Raw genomic sequence first — 22,336 nt, forward strand, 5'->3', positions numbered from 1 at the left:
CGGGACCTCCTGGTCCGCTGACGGGACCTCCTGGTCCGCTGAGGTCCGGGCAGGGCGGGGCGGGGTGTTGTCCGGAGGCTGGAGGCTATTTCCAGCCGGAGAGCTTCACCTCGCGGGTCTCGATGTGCATGCCGAGCGGCACCCGCCACTCGTCGACGCAGACCGTCCAGGTCTTCGTCCTCTTCTCGCCCGCGCCGATCGGCACCGGCAGCGTCCGCGTGCTCTCGCGGGTGGCCCAGTCGACGCCGAGGCCGCCGATGATGTGGGTGCCGAAGGTGACCTTGCCTTTGGTGACGGCGCTGCCCCCGGTGTTGCGGAAGGTGACGGTCACCTTCTCGCACCACCGGTCATCGGCCTTGGCCCGCTTCGGTGTGCCCGCCTTCAGCACGGCGGGCCCGCCGGAGCCGGAAGAGCCGCCCGTCTGCTCCCCGCCGTCTCCGCCCGAGCCGCCGGGGGTCTCGCTCCCGCTGGGGGAGTCCGGGGATCCGGAGCCGGGCGCTCCGCCGCTGCCTCCGCCCGTGGTGTTCCCGCCGCCCGCCGCCGTTCCGCCGTCCCCGGAACCCGAGCCCGAACCGGACCCGGACCCGGAGCCGGAATCGGATCCGGACCCAGACCCGGAATCCGATCCTCCGCTGCCGTCCCGCCCACCCGTCGTGCCGTGGCCGTCCGCAGCTCCCCCGGCGTCCCCGGCGTTCCGGGAGGCGTCCGTGCCGCCCTTGCCCCGCTTGCCCTTCGCGCCGCCGTCGCCCCGCTCGTCCAGCGGCACCAGGCGGACCTTGTCATCCGGCCGTGCGGGGCCGGACGAGGAGCTGTCGCCGTGCCCGGAGGGGCCGGCCGCGCCGACCGCGACATAGCCGTCGTCCCCGCTCGCGCCGCATCCGGCGGTCAGCAGCGCGCCGAGACAGACCAGAGCCGCCGGGGCGGTCTTTCGGCCGCTCCGGCGGCTCGTGGCGTGTGCCCGCAGCGTCCGCTCGCGCGTCCCATGGCTTCGCATGGCGACAGTGTTGCTGACGCTACGTCAGATGTGAACCCTGTGGCGTCGGTGCTCCTTCGGCTCGTGCGTGTTCCGGTGCGTATCCCCCGCGGCACTCGGACCCCCTGTCTGTGCGCTCAGTCCTCGGCGATCAGCCCTTCGCGCAGCTGCGCGAGCGTGCGGGTCAGCAGCCGGGAGACGTGCATCTGGGAGATGCCGACCTCCTCGCCGATCTGCGACTGCGTCATGTTCGCGAAGAAGCGCAGCATGATGATCTGGCGCTCACGGGGCGGGAGTTTGGCCAGCAGTGGCTTGAGCGACTCGCGGTACTCCACGCCCTCCAGCGCGGTGTCCTCGTAGCCCAGCCGGTCGGCGAGCGAGCCCTCGCCGCCGTCGTCCTCCATGGACGGGGAGTCCAGCGACGAGGCGGTGTAGGCGTTGCCGACGGCCAGGCCGTCGACCACGTCCTCCTCGGAGACGCCCAGGCAGGTGGCGAGTTCGGTGACGGTCGGGGAGCGGTCCAGGGTCTGTGACAGTTCGTCGCTGGCCTTCGTCAGCGCCAGCCGCAGCTCCTGGAGGCGGCGCGGCACCCGCACCGACCAGGAGGTGTCACGGAAGAAGCGCTTGATCTCGCCGACGACGGTCGGCATCGCGAACGTCGGGAATTCCACGCCCCGTTCGCAGTCGAAGCGGTCGATCGCCTTGATCAGGCCGATGGTGCCGACCTGGACGATGTCCTCCATCGGCTCGTTCCTGCTGCGGAAGCGGGCCGCCGCATAGCGCACGAGCGGGAGGTTCAGCTCGATGAGCGTGTCCCTGACGTACGTACGCTCCGCACTCGGCGCCGTCTCCGGAGAGTCGACCGCTGCCCTGTCGAGTGCGGCGAGCCGCAGGAACAGGGAGCGGGAGAGGGTGCGGGTGTCGATCGCGGCGCCGGCGGCCACCACTGCGGCGGGCTCGACGAGATCCTGTGGCGCGGGTGCGCTGCCGGGCTCGGCTGGCCCGGGAGGTGCCCCCGGGGTCGTGTTCTCGGCGAGCACCTTCGAGCTGCCCAGTTCTACGGACATGCCACCCCCTTGAGGTCGCGGACGGGTCGCTGCGGCGCCCTCGGGTGAGGGAAGCACCTCCCCCTGAATACCGGGAGCACCACTGCGGCAAACGCAGCTCTTGCAGAATGTCACAAGTCAGCAACGCGACGTAGCCTCATGTCGATAAAACTGCACAGTTGAGGGCGGAGAGGCCGGGATTGGTGTCGCTCGATCCGGCTATGCGTCGATTCGATTTGCGGCTCTCAGCCGGGCGAAGCTCCGTGAGAGCAGGCGCGAGACGTGCATCTGCGAGACGCCGAGCTCCGCGCTGATCTGCGACTGCGTCAGATTCCGGTAGTAGCGCAGCAGGAGGATCCGCTGCTCGCGCTCGGGCAGCTGTACGAGCAGATGGCGGACGAGGTCGCGGTGTTCGACGCCGTCCAGCTCCGGATCCTCGTAGCCCAGCCGGTCCAGCAGGCCCGGCATCCCGTCCTCGCGCTCCTGTGCGGCCTCCAACGACGTGGCACGGTAGGCCCGTCCGGCCTCGATGCAGGCGAGGACCTCGTCCTCGGAGATCTTCAGCCGCTCGGCGATCTCAGCGGTCGTGGGAGAGCGCCCGTGAAGCGTCGTCAGGTCCTCGGTGGCGCCGCTGACCTGGACCCACATCTCGTGCAGCCGGCGGGGCACGTGGACGGTGCGGACGTTGTCGCGGAAGTAGCGGCGGATCTCGCCGACGATCGTGGGCATCGCGAAGGTGGGGAACTGGACCCCGCGCTCGGCGTCGAACCGGTCGATGGCGTTGATCAGGCCGATGGTGCCGACCTGGACGACGTCCTCCATCGGCTCGTTCCTGCTGCGGAAGCGGGCCGCGACGTACCGGACCAGCGGCAGGTTCGCCTCGATCAGGGCGCAGCGGATCCGCTCGTACTCCGTCGTGCCGCGGTCGAGCCCGGTGAGCTGTTCGAAGAGGGACTGGGTCAGCGCCCGGGTCCGCGCGGCACGCTCCCGCTGGGCCTCGGCGGGGGTCGGCGGCGCATCGGCATCACCGGAGGGAGCCTGGGTGGGGGTACGGGTCCCATCCACTCAGCCACCACCCCTTTACGGTTCACGGTGCAGATCTGTCCTGGTCGGTCATTCATCCGCCAAAAGCGGTCATAGCATCACAAGACATGTGCACCGTGCGCAAGCACCGTATAACTCCGTGTTGCTTGCCAGTTGCAAGAAAAACCCCCCGATCCGGGGGATCGGGGGGTGAGTTTCGGGGGGCTCAGTTGACGAGCGAGGTCATGAACTCGCCGACGCCCTGTGCCGCGCTGGATATGCCTTCGAAACCTATCTGGACCAGGTCGGCGGCTCGCTGGGGTGACGTGATGATCGTGTACAGCACGAAGACAACAAGCATGTAGGACACGACCTTTTTCGCCTGCGCCATCGCGCTGCCCCTCCCCGAGCGTGTTCGGTACCCGAAATCCAGTACACCTGTGCGGCTGTGTGAGTGTAACGGGAAGAGGGCATCGGTGATCGAGTCCACAGGGGTCCCGCGCGGACTGCCCGCGGACTCCGCACGGGACCCAAGAGCCGCTGGGTGGGCGGCGTTTGCCCGATCCGCCCGGGACGTGCCGGGAAGTGACGGAGGGTGCGGAGGGGGGCGGAGAGGGGCGGAGAGGGGCGGTCGGGCAGGGAGCTTTGGCGGGGCCATCTGGCGTACGCGCGTACGAGTCCGGCCGGCCGGGGCGGGAGGCCACCCCGTCAGGGCAGGAAAACGGTCTTTCCGCGCCCCCCGCCCACCCGGTTGCGGGCCACCGCGTCAGGGGCCTGCTCCAGCGGGACCTGGGTCTCGACGGGGACGACCAGGCGCCCGCTGTCCAGCTCCTGCCCCAGCCTGTCGAGCAGGGCCGCCGAGGCCGTGAGCTGGAAGTTGAGGCCCTCCACGCCCTTGGCGGACAGCTCGCCGGGCACCGCGGCGCCCAGCGTGGAGAGCGCGACGCCCCCGTTGCGCACCGGCGCCGCGCCGGCGGCGAAGGCGGCCGGGTCCGCCGCGATCAGGTCCACCAGCGCGTCCACACCCTCGGGGTACTCCTCGCGCACCGCGTCCGCGAGCGCCCGCTCCCTGGCGTCGACGGTGACCGCGGCGCCGAAGGCCGCCATCCGGCGCTCGTCGCGCCCATGGGTGGCCGCGATCACCCGCAGGCCGTGGGCCGAGGCGAGCTGCGTCAAGAACGTGCCCACCCCGCCGGCGGCGCCGACGATCAGCACGCTCTCGTACTCGCGCAGGGCCGCCGTGTCCACGATGCCCAGCGCCGTCATCCCGGCCGTCGGTGCCCCCGCCGCGACGGTGAGCGGCACCGAGGGCGGTGCGAGCGCCACGCTGCCCGCCTCGTCGACCACCACGAACTCGGCGTACGTCCCGCCCCCGACCGGGTCGCTGATCACCTGCCCGTAGACACCGTCACCGGGCGTGAAACGGCGCGACCCGGGGCCGTTGCTCTCCACCACGCCGGCGAAGTCCACGCCCATGACCAGGGGGAAGGCGTACGGCAGCGCGCCCTCCAGCATGCCGTCCGCGATCTTCCAATCGAGCGGGTTGAGCCCGGCGGCGCTGACCCGCACCAGGACCTCGCCCTCACCCGGCTCGGGCCGCGGCACCTCCAGGACCTCCGGCCGCCCCTTCGGCTCCCGCACTCCGACAGCACGCATGCGCCATCTCCCAGCTCCCCCCATGGGACCAGCGGCCCTTCCCAACGTACGACGCCCCCACGGGCCCCGCAGTCCGTGGCTTCCCACGCGCATGGCGGCTCTCCCGGGCCGGGACGGAGGCGGTCCCGGGACGGAGGCGGCAGCCCCCGGGCGGAGGCGGCAGTCCGCGGGCGGAGGCGGCTGCTCCACCAGGGAACTGCTACTCGACCAGGGACTGGGTGCCGAGTACGGCGAGCAGCGCGAGCCGTTCCGCGTCCTGGGTGCCGGGCTCGGCCGTGTAGACCATGACACGCAGGTCGCTGCCCGCCACGCTGAGCACGTCGCAGTCCAGCGTCAGCGGGCCCACCTGCGGATGCTCGACCGTCTTGCGCGAGCCCTCCTGGCGGCCGACGACGCCCGCGTCCCACAGCTCGGCGAACCGCTCACTGTGCGCGCGCAACTGCGCGACCAGGCGCCGCAGGTGCTGATCGGCCGGATACCGGCCCGCGGTCGCGCGCAGGTCGGCGACCAGCGCGGCCTCGAACGCGCGCCGCTCCCGCGGCGTGTGACGGACCCGGCTGCCGGGCCCGACCAAGTTGCGCCACACGCCGTTGCGTTCGTTACCACGCCACCCGGACGGGTCGCCCATCAGCGCCGCGTACAGCGGGTTGGCCACAAGCAGCGTCCAGGCCGCGTCGTAGACCCCGACGGGTGTTCCGGCCAGCCGGTCCAGCAGCCGTTGGACGCTCGGCGTGAGGTACGCGGGCACGGTCTCGGGTCCCGGTGGTGCGAGCCCGGCGAGCTGGAACAGGTGCGCGCGCTCGTCGCCCGACAGCCGCAGCGCCCGGACCAGGGCCTCGACGACCTGTGTCGAGGGGCTGGTCGCCCGGCCCTGTTCGAGGCGTGTCACGTAGTCGACGGAGATCCCGGCCAGCAGGGCCAGCTCCTCGCGGCGCAGCCCGGCCGCGCGCCGCTGCCCCCCGGCGGGCAGCCCGGCGGTTCCGGGTGGGACCCGGTCACGCCAGCGCCGTACCGCCCGTCCGAACTCCGTCGCCGCCATGCCGCCAGTCAACACCGTCCACCGGATACGCGCCTGGTACCCGCAGTCCCAGGAAGACGGGACGCATGGCCGGCCGCCCGCCCGCGCCGCAAGCTGGGGGCATGACGACAACACTGATCACAGGAGCAAACAAGGGCCTGGGCTTCGAGACCGCCCGCCGTCTCGTCGCGGCGGGTCACACCGTCTACGCGGGCAGCCGGGACGCCGAGCGCGGGCGCCGCGCAGCTGAGCAGCTGGGGGCGCGGCCGGTCCTCCTCGACGTCACCGACGACGCCTCCGTCGCGCAGGCGGCGAAGACCATCGAGGCCGACGGCGGCGGACTGGACGTCCTCGTCAACAACGCGGGCATCGGCGAGGAGGTGATCGGCCCGGAGGAGACGACCGCCGACACGCTGCGCCCCCTGTTCGAGACGAACGTCTTCGGCATGGTGCGTGTGACCCACGCGTTCTTGCCCCTGCTGCGGCGCTCCGCGGCCCCCGTCCTGGTCAACGTCAGCAGCGGCCTTGCCTCCATGACGCTGGTCAGCACCCCTGACACCCCCGCCTACGCCTTCCCGGGCGTCGCCTATCCGGCGTCGAAGGCCGCGGTCAACATGGTGACCGTGCAGTACACCAAGGCGTTCCCGGGTATGCGCGTCAACGCGGTGGAACCGGGCTACACCGCCACCGACCTGAACGGCCACCGCGGTACGCAGACCGTCGAGGAGGGCGCCGAGATCATCGTCCGCATGGCCCGGATCGGCCCCGACGGCCCCACGGGCGGCTACTTCGACGCGGCGGGCACCCTTCCCTGGTAAGCGGGGGCCCGGGCCCAACGGCGAGGCCGAGCTGTTGGAGGAGACCGGCCACGTGCGGGAGGAATCAGGCCACGAGACGAGTGCCTTCGAGGCGCTGACCGCTTCGGCGTCAGCCGCCTCGTCCGCAGGGGGTGCCGGAACCCGCAGGGATCCGAACGTCCCGAGAACGGCGGCCAGCAGGATCAGGCCGGCCGCCCCCAGCGTCACGCCGTCCGGGTGGATCAGCGCCTGGCCCCGCAGCGCCTGCCAGAGGAGCAGGGCGAAGACGGCGGCGTACACCCCCGAGGCGAGCAGCGTCAGGCGCCGCCGCACCCGGTCGTCGGCGAGGCGGGCGAAGCGCGGTGCGAGGGCGGTGAGTGCCATGACCAGCAGCGGCAGGAGTGGCAGCGCGTGCATGCCGAAGAAGTGAGAGATCCGCAGATCGCCGCCGGCCGTCGACCAACCGGTCAGCGGCATTGAGGGACCGCCGTCCGGCACGCCCACGCTGTGCGCACCGACCACGTCGCAGTCGCCGCGCCGCTGCTCCGGCGTGGGCTGCGTCATCAGGAATCCGACGGCCGCCCCCACCAGTGCCAGGACGATGCCGGAGCGAATCGCCCAGGCGGACGCACGGTCGGCGACGCGGGCGCGGAGCAGCGGCACGGCGACGACGAGCGTGCCGAGCCACAGGATGACGACCGTGATGGCCATCGCGTTGAACAGGGTCGCCAGGATCGACCTCGATGCCTACCTGTCGCTGCTCGCCACCGACGGCGTCATGACCAATGTCGGCGCGCCCTCCGAACCGGTCTCCCTCAACGTCTTCTCTCTCCTGGGCGGACAGCGCGCCCTCGCCGGCTCCTTGATCGGCGGCATCCGCGAAACGCAGGAGATGCTCGACTTCTGCGACGAGCACCGCCTCGGCTCCGAGATCGAGGTGATCCCCGTCGAGAAGATCAACGAGGCATACGAGCGCGTCCTGTCCTCCGACGTCCGCTACCGGTTCGTGATCGACATCGCGACTCTGAGCTGAACCACCCGGAAGACGCACGGTGACGCCCGCTGCCGCGGGCCGGGTCAGACGGCCGGGCCCGCGCCGCCGGGCTGCCCATCCGGCGGTCCGCACAATTGGCCAACGACCGGAACCTCGCATCACCTACCCACTCCCCACGCCCCCAGCCATCGGCTGCAAGGAGTCCGGAGCCCGACATCACGCGCCGCAACGCGAGGGCTGTACGGGTGACGCCCCTCCAGAAGACGGGGACGGCTCGCCGGGTCGGTGCAAGAGCTTCGCCCAAGATTGCGGCACCACATACAGGAGCATGAACATGAAGATCGACCTCACGGGAAAGAACGCGTTCGTCACCGGGGGTTCCAAGGGGATCGGCAAGGCAATCGTCCACATCCTGGCTGCCTGCGGAGCCAATGTCGGTGTCATGGCGCGTGGTCGCACCGACCTGGATGCGACGGTCGCGGAGGTCAACGCACTCGGCGGCGGCCGTGTCGTCGGCGTGCCCGGCGACGTCGCCGACTACGACAGCATCGCCGCAGCGATCGCCCGGACAGCCGAGACGTTCGGAGATCTGCACCTCGCCGTGAACAACGCGGGGATCTCGGGCACCGAAGGGCTCTTGCACGAGTCCGGTCCGGACAACTGGCGCACCGTCATGGGCGTGAACCTCGACGGGGTCGGGTTCGCGATGATGGCCGAGACCGCTCGGATGATGAAGACGGGCGAGGATCGATCGTGAACATCGCGTCGGTCGAGGCACACACCGTCCTCAGTCGCTTTCCGGTCTACACCGCGACCCAGCACGCACTCATCGGTCTCACGAAAGGCACCGCGGCGAATTACGCCCCTCTCGGGATCCGCGTCAACAGCGTCTCCCCCGGCGCGATCCGCACACCCTTGACGATGGCGCCGGGACAGAAGGACGTGACCGACCGGCTCGAAGTCAAGATTCCCGCGGGCCGCCTGGGCGAGTCGGACGAGGTCGCCAGGACCGTCGCCTTCCTGCTTTCCGACCTGTCCGCCTACACCACCGGCACGGACGTCGTCGTGGATGGCGCCTTCCTGTTGCGTGAGTGAGAGGGCACGGCGTCTGGCACAAGCTCGCGCCCGTCTTCGCGGCGGCTCACTGCCGCCCCCGGGTTCTGGAGACTGGTAACGCAGACCGATGCGGTACGCGAACTCGATGAACGCATTGGACGAACTATTGACGACCTCGACCTCACTGCCTCCGGGAGTGAGAGCCATCAGGCTTTCGACGTCGAAGAGTTCCAGGCCAACGATGTCGTAAACCGAGTCATCTTCATCGGCGGCCCGGAGGATTATTTCCGGGCGCGCTTCTTCCTCGACACCCGAGGGGGGTTTGTGGTGCTGTCGCCGCATGGCCGCATGGCCGCATGGCCGCATGGCCGCATGGCCGCATGGCCGCATGGCCGCATGGCCGCATGGCCGCATGGCCGCCGGGCCGCTGGGCCGCCTCCGCGTCGGACTCCGCCTGGTCGAGAACCTGCACGGCGCGCTTGAGGGCGTCGTCCCCGTCCTTGAGCTGGACCTCTTCGACCTCGTCGGCATAGCTGGTGGGCGACCTGACGTACATCGCTACCGCCGAGCTGCTGTCTTGGCCATCCTGGTCGCAGAAGAGCGGCAGCATGCCGGGGTGCACGACGGTGAACTCACGGGCGTACGGCTTGTGTTGACCCCGGTCCGGTACTGCGCCTATCAGCAACAAGGCTTCGGATGCGGCGAGTTGTGGCCCCTGGCCACACACGGTGCGTTTCCCCTGCGGTCCCTCCCCCGGACCGAAGGGGGCACGCCGCTGCCCGCGACAGCGTCACTGGAGTCGAGGCCGATACCACGCCACAACGCTGTGCCGCGTGTACCCGTTCAACAGGTCTCACCCCCTTCGCACGTCGATGGGGGACATCGCGTGGCCAACTGTCCCCAACCGATACAGAGCGCCTGAGTACACGTACTCAACTTCGCCTAAAACGGCCTGATGGGGCACCGACCTGACAGGTTGCGAACTATAGTTCTCACCGCCCTGTCGGCACTCCGCCCCCGGCGGGCACACTCAACCAGCGAGAAACCACGGGGGGCAGATCGTGGCAGAGCGTTCGGCGATCTCCGATGTGATCGGAGTGCCCGACCCGCATGCCACCGCCGAGCCTGGCTCTTCGGCGATCAACGACTTATCCCCCGACAGTCATGGGCCGGCGCGAATGCAGCTGGCAGGCCAGGCCCCGCCCCAGTCGGATGGGACCGGCTCGGACGGACAGACCATCTCCGACCGGGCCGCCTGGCGCAAGGCCGCGCACGACATCGACCAGCTCAAGCGCCCCATCAGCTGGGCCGGACTGCAAATGACCTTCAACACGCTCAACACGTTCTTCGGCATAGATGGGGACGGGGATTTCGAGTGCGCCAGCATCATCGCCGACACCCTGCACAGCTCTTGGGCTGAGTACGCCAACAAAGTCGCAGACCGCTGCATCCGCCTGGCCGGCAGCATGCACAACGCAGGCACCATGCAGCACAACAACGACGAAGAACGTCACAGCGAATTCGACCGGCTCTCACGCCGCTACCGTGACACTCCCGGGCGGTGAGAGACGGTGAAATGGCAGACGCTTACCAAGCTCGACACCGAAGACCTGGGCCGCGCCGCAGACGTCTACAAGAGCCTCTCCTCCGCAGGAGATCGCGGCAAAGACGGGCTCAACAAAAACGTTGCCCCCGGCATCCGAGGCAAGCTAAAAGGCCGCGCCGCCAATGCTGCCCTGCGTCAAGTGGGCCAGCTGTCGGACAACTTCCACTACATGCAGGTCCAGACCGGACTGATACGCACCAACATAGACCTGCTGCAAGAAATTCTCCGCAAAGCCAAGATCAGGCTCAACCAGGCCCTGCAAGAGGCTGAGCGGGAAGGTTTCACCGTCGAGTCCGACGGCTCCGTCTCCTGCTCCTCCGCCAGCCCGGAAGACGACGACGGAAGCAAATACGACGGCGGCACAGCCCACGGCGCCGACAGCGAGAAAAGAAAAGCCCTGGCCATCGCCCAGGAAATCTCCGAAGCCGTCGGGCAAGCAACCGAGGCCGACAAGACGTTCGCTCGCGTCCTGCGGCGCCTGAAAGCAGACGACGAACTGCACGTCTCGTCCGGAGACTGGAACGACACCGCTGCCGACACCAAAGCCTCCCGGAAAGCCGCCGCCAAAGCCGAGCCCTACCTTCCCCAGCCCCCAGAGGGCAGGAGCTCACAGGAGAACAAACGGTGGTGGGACCTCCTCAGCGACGAGGACAGGGACCACTACCTCGCCCTCTACCCCGCAGAGATCGGCGCGCTCGACGGACTGCCCGCCGACATACGCGACGAAGCCAACCGCGCCGAGATGGCCACGACCAAAGGCCGCTACGAGACCGAACTCAACCAGCTGCTGACGGAAAAACCGCCCGGCTGGAAGGGCCGCAGGGACCACATCAACGACACCCTCAAGGGCATCGAAGCCATTGAGAGCCGCTTCGACCGAACCGGCATCAAAGAGCTCCCCCCTGCATACCTGCTCGGCTTCGACCCCAAGGGCCGCGGAGACGGGCGGATCATTCTGGCCAACGGCAACCCCGACACCGCCGACCACACCGCCATCCACGTGCCCGGAACCACGGCGAAACTCTCCGCCATCGACGGAGACCTGCACCGCGTGGACCGCCTGTGGCGGCACTCGTCCAAATCAGCCGGCCCCGACGCCTCGGTATCGACGATCACGTGGCTGGACTACGACGCCCCCGACATCAACCCCGGCCACAACCCGATGCGTGGCAAGTTCGCCGACGAGGGCGCCGACCCCCTCCGGAGGTTCACCGAGGGCACCCAGGCCGCCCAGGGCGGAGCGGACGCCTCGCACACCACCGTCTCCGGCCACTCCTACGGCTCCGCGGTTGTCGGCGAAGCCGCCAAGGGCCACCTGCTCCCGGCCGACGACATCATGTTCCAGGGCTCTCCCGGCGTCCACGTACGCCGTGCGGAAGACCTCGGCGTCGGCGCCGACCATGTATGGGCCGTTGCCGCCGACAAGACGGTCGATGACACCACGGTGCGTCAGGGAGGACGCGCCTTCCACGGCGGTGGCCCGGACCGGGCAATACCCACCGACCAGCGCTTCGGAGGCAACGTCATGGACTACGGCCCATGGAGAGGACCCACGGGTCATGGCAAGTACTGGGACGAGGAACGCGACGGCGACCCGACGGTCAGCCTATATAACATGGCCCAGGTAGTGGCCGGTGACTACAACAACGTCACGCTCAAACAGTGACCGGCCACCGGAAAGCTGCCGTTGCAGCTCTCCTGACCATGATTCCGTTGAGGGGACGCTCGATCATGGACAAATCTGACCTCAAACGGGTCGCCAAACCGTCGAAGGTGCGCAGGATCCTCGGATACACACCCGAGGTGCGCGAGGTGTCCCAGGCAGAGGACGAGGTCAACCGGATGTCGTCCCGGCTGGTGGACGCCATGGGCATCCCCGGCACCCCAAGTCACATTCCTGCAGCCGCCGGACCGTGTGACGCCATCGACCCGGATTTCACCACTTACTACAGAGTGGACCATCCCTGGGCGCTGTGGCGAGCGGACGCGGACGATTTCGACACCGCCATGGAGAACCTGCGCTCCCGACTGCCCGAAATGGGGTGGCGTATCACCAAGGACGGGCCTATGAACAGCATGGCTCGCAATCCGGAGATCATGGCAGTACACACCACCTCCGGGAATCGTGTGGCGATTAGGGCACTGAAGACACGCTCAGGTGACCTCAAGCCACAGATCGACGTCACCCTCGTCTCGCCCTGCTACCAAGCCCCGGAAGGCACCGACCTTTCCCGCGCCTGACAGGAGCCGCCATGCCACGACAGACGCGATGACGTTCCCCAACGACCCCCCGACCTCGCCACACCCGAGCCCGCCGCCCGCCTCTGACCGACGGCGCCCTCCTGGGTAGGTGACGCGTGGCGAGACGTTCGTCTGCGGCGGGAGCCAACTGAGACGGAGCACGACGTAGGGGCTGGCCCACCTGGGCCAGCCCCTACGTTCTTCCTGCTCAGAGCGGTAGCGGTGGGATTTGAACCCACGGAGGAGTTGCCCCCTCACTCGCTTTCGAGGCGAGCTCCTTCGGCCGCTCGGACACGCTACCGAGAGGAACTCTAGCCCACTTCGGGGGCTGGGCCGAAATCGGTATTGGGGGTGCGGAAGAAGTTGGTGAGGAGGGCGGCGCACTCGGGGGCGAGGACGCCGTTGATGACCTCCGGGCGGTGGTTGAGGCGGCGGTCGCGGAGGGCGTCCCAGAGGGAGCCGGCGGCGCCCGCCTTGGGGTCGGGGGCGCCGTAGACGACGCGGGTGACCCGGGAGAGCACTGCGGCGCCCGCGCACATCGTGCAGGGCTCCAGGGTGACGACCAGGGTGCAGTCTGTCAGCCGCCAGTCTCGGCCGCCCCGGGCGCGGGCCGCGCCGCGCAGCGCGAGCAGCTCGGCGTGGGCGGTCGGATCGCCGTCCGCCTCGCGGGCGTTGTGGCCCCGGCCGAGCACCGCGCCGTCGGGCCCGAGGACGACGGCGCCGACCGGTACGTCCCCCGTCTCCGGCGCCCGTACGGCCTCCGCCAGCGCCAGCCGCATCGGCTCTTGCCAGGGAGCGCGCACGGGGTCGCCCATGGGGTCGGGAGCAGGGTCGGGAGCGGGGGGCGCCCCGGCCTGCTCTTCGGCCTGCTCAACCCTCTGCTCGTCCTTCTGCGCGGCTTTCTGGTCGTCGTTCTCGGGGGGCATGGGGACAGTGTCCCGCCTGGGGCCGGCCTCGGCGGCCGGTCCCGGGCGGGAGAACCTCCCCCGCGACACCGGCCCCCGCGACACCGGCCCCCGCGATACCGGCCCCCGCGAGGGCGGCCCCGGTGGTGGCGGCCTCAGCGGACCGCTTCCAGTACGTCCGTGCAGCCCAGCGCGTCCGCGACCTCGCTGAGGGCGTCCTCGGGGGTGAGGGAGCGGAGTGCCTTGTCCGTCATCCCGAGGTCGGACAGGATCCCGGCGTCGCCGATCGGGCCCGCGGGCGTGCTGTCCGCGTCCCCGGTCGCCGTGACGGCGGCCTCGTCCTCCTCGTCGTCCTCCGGCTCACCGTCCTCCGTGCCGTCAAGGTCCACGAGTTGGTCCAGCGCCGCCGGGTCTTCGGGCTCGCGGCCCAGCAACTCGTCGGAGAGCAGTATCTCGCCGTACGAGCTGCGCATCGCCGCGGCGGCGTCCGAGACGAAGACGCGGGGATCCTCCTCGCCGTCCACGCGGACGACGCCGAACCATTCGCCCTCCTGCTCGATGCAGACCAGCACTGTCTCGTCTTCCGTTGTGGCCTCCCGGGCCAGATCGGCCAGGTCCGCCAGGGTCTCCACATCGTCCAGCTCTGTGTCGCTCGCTTCCCACCCGTCTTCGGTGCGCGCGAGCAGCGCGGCGAAATACACCGTGACTCTCCCACTGATTCAAGATGTGCCCGAGTGCTGACGAGGACCGTGCCCCCGCCCCATCGGAATCGTGGCAGAAACCCGGGCTGTGCGAAGGGTCTTCGACAGTGCGTCGTCACGCTGTTTGCCCGATCCGAACCTGGGAGGGGATCCTTGACGACTCACTGTGACCACTCGCGACGCACAGCTTCTCACCAGCACTCCCATGAGCGCTTTGCCGCTCACCAACGGAACGTTCGCATACGGAGCGCCTGCTGCCGCATACGGGCCGCGCGGGAGCGGCGCGGGTGGACGCGTTCGCGCAGCGCCCTGGCCTCGTTCAGCTCTCGGAGAAAGCGCGCTCTGCGGCGCAGCCGATCGGCCTCGGTGACCTGCCGCCGGGCATCTTGCGCGTGCTCGGCCGACTCCCGGGCCTTCCTGGGCTCTTGTGGCTCTGGCATATGCGTACCTCCGGCGTATCTGTCACCTTCCCCCGTCCGCCCGGCGCACGCCAGTGCTGACCGCCGGGGCTCAGCGCGCCGGGCCTCGGATACTGTCGAAGCATGCGGACCCATGTCGTCGACCACCCGCTGGTGGCGCACAAACTCACCACGCTGCGCGACGAGCGCACCGACTCGCCCACCTTCCGCCGCCTCGCGGACGAGTTGGTGACGCTGCTCGCGTACGAGGCGACCCGGGACGTACGCGTCGACGAGGTCGGGATCACCACGCCCGTGACCGGGACGACCGGCGTACGGCTCTCCTACCCGCGCCCGCTGGTGGTGCCGATCATCCGGGCGGGGCTGGGAATGCTGGAGGGCATGGTCCGGCTGCTGCCGACGGCAGAGGTCGGCTTCCTCGGGATGATCCGTGACGAGGAAACCCTCCAGGCCTCGACGTACGCGAACCGGATGCCCGACGATTTGTCCGGGCGCCAGGTCTACGTGCTCGATCCGATGCTGGCCACCGGCGGAACGCTGGTCGCCGCCATCAGGGAGCTGATCCGGCGCGGCGCCGACGATGTGACCGCGCTGTGCCTGCTTGCGGCCCCCGAGGGCGTCGAGGTCATGGAGCGGGAGCTGGCCGGGACGCCGGTGACGGTGGTGACGGCGTCGGTGGACGAGCGCCTCAACGAACAGGGCTTCATCGTCCCGGGGCTGGGCGACGCCGGGGACCGGATGTACGGGACGGTCAGCTGAGCGGGGCCGTCGGCTGAGCGGGGCGGTCGGCTGAGCGGGAGCGGACCTCTGGCGTCCGGTGGGCCTGGAGGAGTGTTGGCGGCCCGGCGGCCCGGCGGCCCGGTGGCCCGGTGAGCTGGTGGGCCTGGACCTTGGTGGCCGCTGGCCGCTGGCGGTGCCGGATTCCCGGTGGGCCCGGAGCGCTCGCGGTCCGGGGCTCGCGTGGTCGTTCGGGCTTGCCTCGGCTTCGGCCCGCGCGCCGTCCTGGGCGCTCGTGCCGCTTCGGGCTCTGCCAACCCGCGGGCTGCTCTGCCGTTCTTCGGGCCCCCGGCCCTCTTCGGGTTCAGGCCGCTGTTAGGGGTCCGGGGGCGCCCTCCGGCTGAGCGCTCTCCGCCGTGGCTCAGCACTTTCCGCTGGATGAGGGCGACGGCTTCGACTTGTTGAGCTTCGCCAGCGTGGACATGGCCGCCTTCTTCTTCGTCAGCTTCTTGAAGCCGTCCCCGAGGACGAGATCGACGTCCTTGCCGTCGCGCTCTGTGAACTTGGTGCCGGTGCCGTCGACCTGAGTGCTCAGGACCTTCAGCCGGGCCGAGGTGGCCGAGCCGGGTGCGCCGACGAGCATGCCCGCCTTCTTGACCTTCTTGTCGAGGCCGTCAGGCGCGTTGCCCACCTTGCCGATCTTGAAGCCGCGCTTCTTCAGGTCGTCGGCGGTGGACTGGGCGAGGCCGTCGCGCGAGGTGGCGTTGAGGACGTTGACGGTGATGGCGCGCGGCTCGGGGAGCTTGCCCTCGGGCGGTGAGCCGCCGTTCTTGCCGCCCTTGCCCTCGCCCTCGCTCTTCTCGCCCTTGTCGTCCCTGCCGCCCTTGTCGTCCTCGCTCTTCGCCTTCCCCCTGCCCTTGCCCTTTCCGGCGTCGCCGGGTGCGCGGCTCTGCTCGTCCTTGGCCGCGGCGGCGTCGCGTGAGGCGGCGGGGGTCGCGCAGTCGCCGGGCTTGCCCCCGGCTCCGGAGGCGCGGGCCCCGCCTGAGCCGCCGGAGAAGATGTCGATGAGCTGGAGCGTGCCCCACCCGATCATCGCGACGGCCACCATGGAGGCGACAGAGGCGAAAATGATCTTTCCTCGTCCCCGTGACCTGCGCATGCGCGGGTAACGGTCACCCTTGATGCGGTATTTGCCGCCCATGCCGGGGGGAGTGAGCATGCTCATGTGCGCAGCGTAATGCGCACGAACAGCACTGCCTACTAGATGATCAATGGCTCGTCGGAACGCCTACCCGATCGGGTCAACGTGTGCGAATCAGTCCAGCTCCAGAACGCGTGCGTGCAGCACCTGGCGTTGCTGGAGCGCGGCGCGGACTGCGCGGTGCAGGCCGTCCTCCAGATACAGATCGCCCTGCCACTTCACGACGTGGGCGAACAGGTCGCCGTAGAAGGTCGAGTCCTCCGCGAGGAGGGTCTCCAGGTCGAGCTGGCCCTTCGTGGTGACGAGCTGGTCAAGACGCACCGGGCGTGGGGCGACATCCGCCCACTGGCGGGTGCTCTCCCGGCCGTGGTCGGGGTACGGCCGCCCGTTTCCGATTCGCTTGAAGATCACACGGAAAGCCTACCGGGCCACAGGTACCGGGCGCAGCCTTGTGACGATGGTGCAATCCCGACTATTGACGATTAATGGGGGCAGGCTGCGGAGGGATCCCGCGCGGCGGGGACCCGGGGCCCCGGGGCGGAGCGGCGGCTGGAACTGCTGGGTGCGCCGGGGTCGCTGGGGCCGCCGGAAGTGGCCGGGTCGCCGGAAGTGGCCGGGGTCGCCAAAGTTTTCCACAGGGTGTGGATGAAGGAATGAATGAACGAGTGGGTGACTGGTGGCTGGTGACGGGCTGCGGGAGGGCCGGCGCGCCTCCGCGTCGGCCCTCCCGCCTCCGTCCCCGTCCCCGCCCCTGCTCCCTTGGGCGGGACGCGGGTCAGCGGACCAGCCAGGGACCCTTGTACGGGCCCGAAGTGGCCTTCACCGAGGGGGAGTTGGTGCCCGACTTCGGTCGCGAGGCGGCCGGCTTCGGTGCGGCGGTGGGCAGCCCCGTGGTGTCCCACGCGTAGTGGCCCACGGCGTTGGCGATGGCCTTCACGTTGGCGTCGAAGGCCCGGAGGCTGATGTTCTTCAGGCCGTCGCAGGACTGGTGGTAGCAGCTGTCGTAGGCGGCGCCCGCCGTGCCGCCCCACAGCCTCTTCTCCTCGGCCGTCTTGATGCCTTCGGCGCCGGTGAACGTACCCCCCGAGGGGATGCCCGCGTCGATGAAGGGGCCGTAGTCGGAGCGGCCGTCGAAGTCCGTGCCCCGGGTGGCGAGGCCACGGGTCTTCAAGAACGCGGCCAGGTCCTTCTCCAGCTTCGCCGAGCCCTCGGGGCCCGGGCCCGAGCCGGTGCCGTCGGAGTCGTCACCGTCGTAGGCGAAGATCCCGTAGTTGGGGCTCGCGATCATGTCGAAGTTCAGATAGAGCGCGATCTTCTCGCGTTCGGCGGCCGGGAGCTGCTTGACGTACTCCTCGGCGCCGAGGAGGCCCAGCTCCTCGGCGCTCCACAGCGCGAAGCGCACCTTGTTGGCGTGCTTGCCCTTGTGGTCGGCCTTGGCGAGCTGGAGCGCGGTCTCCAGGATCCCGGCCGAGCCCGAACCGTTGTCGTTGATACCCGGGCCCTCGGGGACGGAGTCCAGATGGGCGCCGAGCATCACGACGTTGTCCGGGTCGCCGCCCTTGGTCTCGGCGATGACGTTCGGCGTCGTGCGCTGCTCCTGGAACTCGCGCACCTCCAGGTTGACGGAGACCCCGCCCTTGGCCACCAGCTCGGCGAGGGCCTTGCCGTCCGCCTGGCCGACCCCGCCGGTCGGGATGCGGGCGGATTCCGGGTCGCCGAGGGTGCCGTTCAGCTCGCCCGCCACGTTGTTGTAGATCACCGCGCCGGCCGCGCCCGCGTCGGCGGCGGTGGCCTGCTTCTGGGCGAACGAGCAGGTGCCGCGCTCGATCAGCGCGATCTTGCCCTGGTAATCGCCGCCCGCGTAGTCGGCGGCCTCGCAGCCGCTGGAGCCGTCCGCGTCGACGGGCACAGCGGCGACGGGCGCCTTGAGGCCGCCCTCCGGGGTGCTCTTGGTGTACGTCATCAGGGTGACGGGGACGTCGCGCTGCTCGGGGGTGAGCACGCTCAGCTTCTCCGCCAGGGTCTTGCGGTAGGTGAACTCGAACTTCTCGTAGGAGACCTTGTAGCCGGCCTGCTTCAAGAGCGCGCCGGCGTATTTCGCGGAGCGGTCGTGGCCCTTCGAGCCGGCTGCCCGGTTGCCGTCACTGGCCTCGGCGATCGCGCGCAGGGCGATCAGGTGCTTCAGCGCGCCCTTGCCGCTGGTGCGCTGGACCAGGTGTGCGGCGAGCTTGTCGCCCTCCTTGCCGGGGTGGGAGCCGGCGCCGCCCGCGGTCGCGGAGGAGGCGAGGAGGAGCGGGGCGGCGAGCGCGGTCGCGGCGAGCGCGGCGACGGATCTGGAACGGAGCGTGCGGAGTGGTACGTGCACAGTCGTGATCCTTCCGGTGCGTCGGGCATACGGGTGTACGGCAGGGGTGGCGCTGTCCGCTCTTGTGCGGGTGGTGCTCCGTGTCCGGCTCGCGGAGGGGCGCGTGGGCGGACGGGACGGAAGGGAAAGCTAGCGGGCCGGGGGCTGCCGGGGAACGCCTGTTCTGCGGATTGCCAAGGGCGGGGCATCCTGCTTGTGTGGTTGTGCCCTTATGGGCCTCTCACACGGGAACGGTGGGAGAGAGGGCCGCGTTGGTAGCGTTGTAGCGTCCGATTCAGCCCTTCGGTGCCCGTCGGCGCGTCTCGTACTCCCCCCGCGCCCCTGATCAGGAGCATTCCGTGACCCAACTCGCACTTGGACCCAGCTGGCTGGATCCGGATTTCCTGATCCAGACCTTTGGTCCGATCGGGATTCTGGCGATCGTCTTCGCGGAGTCGGGCCTGCTGATCGGGTTCTTCCTGCCGGGGGACTCGCTGCTGTTCACGACGGGTCTGCTGATCGTTACCGATCAGTATCTGCACCTGCCGCTGTGGCTGATGGTCCTGCTGATCGTGCTCGCCGCGGTCCTGGGCGACCAGGTGGGATATCTGTTCGGCAAGAAGGTGGGGCCCTCGCTCTTCCGGCGGCCCGACTCGAAGCTGTTCAAGCAGGAGAACGTCGAGAAGGCACACGAGTTCTTCGAGAAGCACGGCCCCAAGTCGCTGGTGCTGGCGCGGTTCGTGCCGATCGTCCGGACGTTCACGCCGATCATCGCGGGCGTCAGCGGGATGCGGTACCGCACCTTCGTCATCTTCAACATCGTCGGTGGAACGCTGTGGGGCGCGGGGGTCACGCTGCTGGGCGCCGCGCTCGGGCAGGTCGAGTTCGTCCACAAGAACATCGAAACGATCCTGATCGGGATTGTCCTGCTGTCGATCCTCCCGATCGTGATCGAGTACCTGCGGGCCCGCGGCAAGAAGGGCTCCGCCCCTGGGCCTGACGAGGCTGGTGCGGATTCCCCCGCCGAGGCGGGGGTGGTGCCGACGGACCCGTACGGCCCTGGGGTCTCCGGCCCCGAGGCCCCCGGACCCACGCCCGGTGCCCCGCTGTCGCCCGAGCAATACGGCCGCCGTCCGGGGGCGCCCGGCCCCGGGGCGCTGCCTCCCGAGGCGCCGCAGTCACCCCAGGACCGCCCTGGTGGGGGCGGCCGGGGCCGCCACGCCCGCCGCTGAGACCTTCGGCCGGTTTGCCGCGCCCCCTCGCGGCCACCCCCTGGAGACCATTCCTTCTGGCGCGGGCCGTGACCGAGCGGTGCAGTGAGGCCGCGACGGCGCCCGGCCACGACGCACGGGACCGGCGGTGCGGGGCGACCTGTGGGGGGCCGCCCCGCGCCGCCGGTCTGCGGTGTTCGGCCTTGCATCGTCGCGGCGGCGAAGAAAAGCCGACGGCCGCACCGTGTTGCGCGCGGTGCGGCCGTCGGCGGGCGATGGGGGCGGCGGGTCAGCCCACGCCGACCGGGTTCACGAAGGTGCCGGGGCGGGTGGCGCCGGACTGGTCGAGGAGGGCGCCGCCGTAGGGCCACTTGAGGGTGACGTGGGTGGTCTCGTTGGGCGGGGTGATCATGACCTTGCTCACCTTGAAGGGCTTGGGGCCCTTCATCGTCTTGGGGAGCGGCAGGACGTTCATGGAGACCGCGGCGGTGTCGTCGCCGGGCTTCAGGGTGATGGCGCTGGGCGTGTCCGAGGAGCGGCGCAGGTCCCAGGCCACGCCGGACTTGCTGATCAGGCGGACGCCGGGGAAGCCGCGCAGGGTGCAGGTGCGGTCACCACTGTTGGTGAGCCGGATCGAGGCGATCTGCTGGTAGTCGGCCTCCATGTCCGGGCGGCCACCGTTCGGGCCGCCCCAGCTGTAGTCCAGTTCGCCGGTGTGGCAGCGCTCGCTGGTGGTGGCCGAGGCGGAGGTGCTGTTGATGGAGTCGGTCCGCGAACCCTTCGCAGCGGTCTTCTTCACCTTGGTCCCGGCCGCGTCCTGCTTGCCGGACGCGGAGTCCTTCGCCGCGGAGTGTGCGCCGGCCTTGGAAGAGGACTCCCCGGAGGAGGAGTTGCACGCGGTGGCCCCGGCGCCGACCGCGATGACGGCCAGCACGGCGGCGGTGCAGCGAACGGCGCGGTTGAGCTTGGCGTTCATGGTTCCTCTTTTCCGGCGTCGGGCCTTCGTCCGGCGCTCCCCGTATCCATTGAGTACGAGAGGTGAGATGGCCAGCCTCCGCCGGAAGTTCACGGGACCAGGGGAAAAGACTGTCCGGAACTTGTAACAGCCACCCTTCCCATCACCGCAGCTCACCGGCCGCCCCACCGCTCAGCCCCGCCGCCCGGGCCCCGGACCGGTGCCCAGGGAACCGGGTCGAACCGGCCCGAGGGCCTGATCAATACCCCTGGGCCGCCGGTGCCGGGGCCGGCTCCTTCTGTTCGGGGAGGAGCCTGGCCAGCCAGGCCGAGCGGCCTGCGGCCAAGGGGGCGACCACGGCCAGAATCAGGACGTAGCCCGCGATGAAGGGGGAGAGGCGGGGGTCCAGACCGGCCACCGAGGCCATCGTCGCGAGGATCAGGGCGAACTCGCCCCGCGCGAGCAGCGTCGTGGCGACGTTCGCCGCCGGCTGGGCGCCGAAGCCGTAGATTCTGGCCGCGCTGAGCCCGGCCACCACGTTCATGACGATGGTGATCGCGACAGCGACCAGCACGGGGACCAGCACGGTCGGCAGGTCGCCGGGGTCGATGGAGAGGCCGAAGCCGAAGAAGAAGATCGCGCCGAAGGCGTCCCGCAGCGGGTGGACGAGTTCGCGGATGCGATCTCCGGACGTGGTGTTGCCGAGGATGAGGCCGACCATGAAGGCCCCGATGGCGTCGGCGACGCCGAACTCCTCCGCGATGCCCGCGACCAGCACCGCGGCGCCGAGGAAGGAGATGACCAGCAGCTCGTTGTCCTTGGTGGCGAACAGCTTGCCGATCACCTTCGTACCGAAGCGGGCCGCCAGGGCGAGGACCAGCAGGAAGCCGAACGCCTTGCCGATCTGGACCATGGCCGAGCCCATGCTGTCGGCACCCGCGAGCACCGGCTGGAGCGCGGCGAGGTAGAGGGCGAGGAAGACGTCCTCGACGACGATGATGCCGAGGATGGGCTTGGTCTCGGGGTTGCCGATGCGGCCCAGGTCGACCAGCGTCTTGGTGACGATGGCGGAGGACGAGATGCCGAGGACACCGGCCAGGACCAGGGCCTCCGAGGTGCCCCAGCCGATGGCGAAGCCGAAGGCGAGGCCCGCGCCGACGTTCAGGGCGAGGTAGAGCCCGCCGGCCAGCGCCATCTTCTTGCCGCCGGTCTTGAGGTCGTCCATGTGGAACTCGAGGCCGAGGTAGAAGAGCAGCAGCACGAGGCCGAGCGCGGAGAGCATCTCCAGGTCGTGCGGGTCGTGCAGGAGTACGAAGCCGGGGGTGTTCGGGCCGAGGAGTATGCCGGCCAGGATGAACAGCGGGATGGTCGGCAGCCCGATGCGGTTGCCGAGGCGGGCGAGGACGGCGGCGGCGACGAAGGCGCCGCCCATGGCGAGCAGGGTGTCCGCGTGTCCCATGCTCACGCCCTCCC

The 22,336-nt window shown here is 70.0% G+C and carries 21 protein-coding genes, 1 tRNA gene and 2 pseudogenes; 9 read left to right on the forward strand and 15 right to left on the reverse strand.

Annotated features, from left to right (window positions below; genetic code table 11):
* Window positions 1–85: 85 nt before the first annotated feature.
* The 6 genes from OHB04_RS21655 to OHB04_RS21680 form a co-directional block, all read right to left on the reverse strand.
* Window positions 86–994: a hypothetical protein gene (locus OHB04_RS21655; protein ID WP_326808063.1), complete on the reverse strand. Its 909-nt coding sequence runs from the start codon at window positions 992–994 to the stop codon at window positions 86–88.
* Window positions 995–1,110: 116 nt separating this feature from the next.
* Window positions 1,111–2,040 carry an RNA polymerase sigma factor SigF gene (locus OHB04_RS21660; protein ID WP_326689365.1) on the reverse strand — a complete coding sequence of 310 codons (930 nt, stop codon included), beginning with the start codon at window positions 2,038–2,040 and terminating at the stop codon, window positions 1,111–1,113.
* A gap of 198 nt (window positions 2,041–2,238) precedes the next feature.
* Window positions 2,239–3,084, reverse strand: a complete 846-nt coding sequence (locus OHB04_RS21665; RefSeq protein ID WP_326689366.1) for an RNA polymerase sigma factor SigF — start codon at window positions 3,082–3,084, stop codon at window positions 2,239–2,241.
* A gap of 184 nt (window positions 3,085–3,268) precedes the next feature.
* Entirely contained in the window at window positions 3,269–3,403 is a 135-nt protein-coding gene (locus OHB04_RS21670) for a hypothetical protein (RefSeq protein WP_326693142.1), read from the reverse strand.
* A gap of 347 nt (window positions 3,404–3,750) precedes the next feature.
* A complete protein-coding gene (locus tag OHB04_RS21675; protein ID WP_326689367.1) occupies window positions 3,751–4,698 on the reverse strand; it encodes an NADP-dependent oxidoreductase in 948 nt (315 codons plus the stop codon).
* A 199-nt stretch (window positions 4,699–4,897) separates the two neighbouring features.
* Entirely contained in the window at window positions 4,898–5,737 is an 840-nt protein-coding gene (locus OHB04_RS21680) for a helix-turn-helix transcriptional regulator (RefSeq protein WP_326689368.1), read from the reverse strand.
* Window positions 5,738–5,838: 101 nt separating this feature from the next.
* On the opposite strand from OHB04_RS21680, the gene OHB04_RS21685 reads away from it, so the two are divergent.
* The 7 genes and pseudogenes from OHB04_RS21685 to OHB04_RS21715 all read left to right on the forward strand — a co-directional run bounded on the left by OHB04_RS21685 (window position 5,839) and on the right by OHB04_RS21715 (window position 12,410).
* A complete protein-coding gene (locus OHB04_RS21685; protein ID WP_326808064.1) occupies window positions 5,839–6,534 on the forward strand; it encodes an SDR family oxidoreductase in 696 nt (231 codons plus the stop codon).
* Between the two features lie 216 nt (window positions 6,535–6,750).
* On the forward strand, window positions 6,751–6,993 hold the full coding sequence (locus OHB04_RS41885; protein WP_442814913.1) for a hypothetical protein: 243 nt from the start codon (window positions 6,751–6,753) through the stop codon (window positions 6,991–6,993).
* 247 nt (window positions 6,994–7,240) lie between these two features.
* Window positions 7,241–7,546, forward strand: a pseudogene (locus OHB04_RS21695) (alcohol dehydrogenase); the annotation flags it as partial.
* 295 nt (window positions 7,547–7,841) lie between these two features.
* Window positions 7,842–8,602 (forward strand): annotated as a pseudogene (locus OHB04_RS21700) (SDR family NAD(P)-dependent oxidoreductase).
* A 1,022-nt stretch (window positions 8,603–9,624) separates the two neighbouring features.
* Window positions 9,625–10,128: a hypothetical protein gene (locus OHB04_RS21705; RefSeq protein ID WP_326689371.1), complete on the forward strand. Its 504-nt coding sequence runs from the start codon at window positions 9,625–9,627 to the stop codon at window positions 10,126–10,128.
* A gap of 6 nt (window positions 10,129–10,134) precedes the next feature.
* Complete coding sequence (locus OHB04_RS21710) at window positions 10,135–11,835, forward strand: alpha/beta hydrolase (protein ID WP_326808065.1); 1,701 nt, start codon at window positions 10,135–10,137, stop codon at window positions 11,833–11,835.
* A 65-nt stretch (window positions 11,836–11,900) separates the two neighbouring features.
* Window positions 11,901–12,410, forward strand: coding sequence for a hypothetical protein (locus OHB04_RS21715; protein WP_326808066.1), 510 nt, complete (start codon window positions 11,901–11,903; stop codon window positions 12,408–12,410).
* 214 nt (window positions 12,411–12,624) lie between these two features.
* Here OHB04_RS21715 and OHB04_RS21720 read toward each other — a convergent pair.
* The 4 genes from OHB04_RS21720 to OHB04_RS21735 all read right to left on the reverse strand — a co-directional run bounded on the left by OHB04_RS21720 (window position 12,625) and on the right by OHB04_RS21735 (window position 14,456).
* Window positions 12,625–12,711 (reverse strand) — tRNA-Ser (locus OHB04_RS21720).
* A gap of 10 nt (window positions 12,712–12,721) precedes the next feature.
* Window positions 12,722–13,225 carry a tRNA adenosine(34) deaminase TadA gene (tadA, locus tag OHB04_RS21725; protein WP_326809489.1) on the reverse strand — a complete coding sequence of 168 codons (504 nt, stop codon included), beginning with the start codon at window positions 13,223–13,225 and terminating at the stop codon, window positions 12,722–12,724.
* 245 nt (window positions 13,226–13,470) lie between these two features.
* Window positions 13,471–14,016, reverse strand: coding sequence for a tRNA adenosine deaminase-associated protein (locus tag OHB04_RS21730; RefSeq protein ID WP_326689374.1), 546 nt, complete (start codon window positions 14,014–14,016; stop codon window positions 13,471–13,473).
* 221 nt (window positions 14,017–14,237) lie between these two features.
* Window positions 14,238–14,456 (reverse strand): hypothetical protein, encoded by a 219-nt coding sequence (locus OHB04_RS21735; protein WP_326689375.1) that lies wholly within the window; start codon window positions 14,454–14,456, stop codon window positions 14,238–14,240.
* 102 nt (window positions 14,457–14,558) lie between these two features.
* Between OHB04_RS21735 and upp the strand changes: the two genes are divergently transcribed.
* Window positions 14,559–15,194 carry a uracil phosphoribosyltransferase gene (upp, locus tag OHB04_RS21740; RefSeq protein WP_326808067.1) on the forward strand — a complete coding sequence of 212 codons (636 nt, stop codon included), beginning with the start codon at window positions 14,559–14,561 and terminating at the stop codon, window positions 15,192–15,194.
* Window positions 15,195–15,573: 379 nt separating this feature from the next.
* Here upp and OHB04_RS21745 read toward each other — a convergent pair whose 3' ends face one another.
* The 3 genes from OHB04_RS21745 to OHB04_RS21755 form a co-directional block, all read right to left on the reverse strand.
* The gene (locus OHB04_RS21745; protein ID WP_326808068.1) at window positions 15,574–16,377 is read right to left on the reverse strand and encodes a LytR C-terminal domain-containing protein; all 804 of its coding nucleotides are present in this window, start codon (window positions 16,375–16,377) and stop codon (window positions 15,574–15,576) included.
* Window positions 16,378–16,467: 90 nt separating this feature from the next.
* Window positions 16,468–16,764, reverse strand: a complete 297-nt coding sequence (locus tag OHB04_RS21750) for a type II toxin-antitoxin system VapB family antitoxin (protein ID WP_003999914.1) — start codon at window positions 16,762–16,764, stop codon at window positions 16,468–16,470.
* Between the two features lie 364 nt (window positions 16,765–17,128).
* On the reverse strand, window positions 17,129–18,718 hold the full coding sequence (locus OHB04_RS21755) for a M28 family metallopeptidase (RefSeq protein ID WP_326808069.1): 1,590 nt from the start codon (window positions 18,716–18,718) through the stop codon (window positions 17,129–17,131).
* Between the two features lie 338 nt (window positions 18,719–19,056).
* Here OHB04_RS21755 and OHB04_RS21760 point away from each other — a divergent pair, with 338 nt between their 5' ends.
* Window positions 19,057–19,929: a DedA family protein gene (locus OHB04_RS21760; protein ID WP_326689379.1), complete on the forward strand. Its 873-nt coding sequence runs from the start codon at window positions 19,057–19,059 to the stop codon at window positions 19,927–19,929.
* Window positions 19,930–20,197: 268 nt separating this feature from the next.
* On the opposite strand, the gene OHB04_RS21765 is transcribed toward OHB04_RS21760, so the two are convergent.
* Window positions 20,198–20,884 (reverse strand): DUF4232 domain-containing protein, encoded by a 687-nt coding sequence (locus OHB04_RS21765; RefSeq protein WP_326808070.1) that lies wholly within the window; start codon window positions 20,882–20,884, stop codon window positions 20,198–20,200.
* A 238-nt stretch (window positions 20,885–21,122) separates the two neighbouring features.
* Entirely contained in the window at window positions 21,123–22,295 is a 1,173-nt protein-coding gene (locus OHB04_RS21770; protein WP_326809490.1) for a cation:proton antiporter, read from the reverse strand.
* Between the last annotated feature and the right edge of the window lie 41 nt (window positions 22,296–22,336).

Source organism: Streptomyces sp. NBC_01775, assembly GCF_035917675.1.
GTDB lineage: Bacteria > Actinomycetota > Actinomycetes > Streptomycetales > Streptomycetaceae > Streptomyces.